Source organism: Stenotrophomonas sp. SAM-B, from assembly GCF_013387485.1.
Classification (GTDB): domain Bacteria; phylum Pseudomonadota; class Gammaproteobacteria; order Xanthomonadales; family Xanthomonadaceae; genus Stenotrophomonas; species Stenotrophomonas maltophilia_AA.
Map to the genome: position 1 here is coordinate 1 of NZ_JABBXB010000021.1, position 1,149 is coordinate 1,149.

Consider the following 1,149-nt stretch of genomic DNA (forward strand, 5'->3'; position numbering starts at 1 on the left):
GGTAGCAACTGTCTTATCAGGTGCAGACCAACGCGGCCTCGGCGTCCCGCTTGCGGGCGTTGAGGATGACCAGCATCTTGCGCATGACCGCTACCAGCGCCACCTTGCTCGCCTTGCCTTTGGCTTTCAGGGTCGCGTAAAAGTCACGTAGCCTGGGCTCGTAACGGATGGCCGTTAGCGCCGCCATGTAGAGCGCTTCGCGCACTACGGCCCGGCCACCGGTGATGCTGCGCTTGCCCTGCCAGGTACCGCTCTCGCGGTTCATGGGGGCCAGGCCGACCAGCGAAGTAATGGCCTTGCTCCCCAGTGTTCCCAGCTCCGGCAGTTCGCAGGCCAAGGTGCTGACCAGGATCGGCCCAGCGCCTTTGAGCGTTCCGATGTTCTTCCAGCCAGGCTGCGCGGCGAGCTGCTCGGCAATGGCCTTGTCCAGCTGTTTAAGATCTTCGGACAGCTGGGCAAGATGGCGCTGCTTGATCGTGATCAGGACTGGATCGGTCAGCTGCCGCAAGCGCTGCATCTCGCTGACGCGCATCTGCACCAGATGACGACGGCACTGCGCAAATTCGGCCAAACGCCGCTGCCAAGGCGCCGGTGGCACGTAGCGGGTGAGCGGCAGGAGTTGGGCCATCTGCGCCAGCACGGCTGCGTCGAGTCGATCGGTTTTGGCAGCACGTCCCGTGGCTTGGGCGAAGCGGCGGGCCCGAGCAGGATTGATGCGGACCATCGGAAGCCCAGCCTCGTGCAAAGCCTCCAGTGCGGCACGCTCGTACCCGCCGCTGGCTTCCAGAACGACCTGCGTGATAGGCCATTGTTTCAGCCATTGAATCAGCCGTACAAAGCCACGCTTGTCGTTGCTGAATTGGCGAAACGCCTGTTCATGGACGGCCACATCCAGCGTGGCCTGACTTACATCGATCCCGATCCCATACATGGCAGAACTCCGCTAGGCTGACAGGGTCGAGAGCTCCCCCCGCTTGCCCAGTCTTATCAGTCCGAGCGCCAACTCGATCAACTGTTCGGGCGGATCAGGGAGAAACCGGCGTGGGGACCCAAGCTACCCAGCGGTCGCAAGACCTAGAGCCACACGGTCGCCCACGCCGGGCTCTCGGCACCTAAAGTGCCAGATCGGCAAGAGATAAGAGCCACGCC

General features: G+C 63.0%; 1 protein-coding gene. It reads right to left on the reverse strand.

Translation table 11 applies throughout. The features are described 5' to 3' along the window. Positions 1 to 16: 16 nt before the first annotated feature. Complete coding sequence (locus HH110_RS19045; RefSeq protein WP_176991071.1) at positions 17 to 931, reverse strand: IS110 family transposase; 915 nt, start codon at positions 929 to 931, stop codon at positions 17 to 19. Positions 932 to 1,149 lie beyond the last annotated feature (218 nt).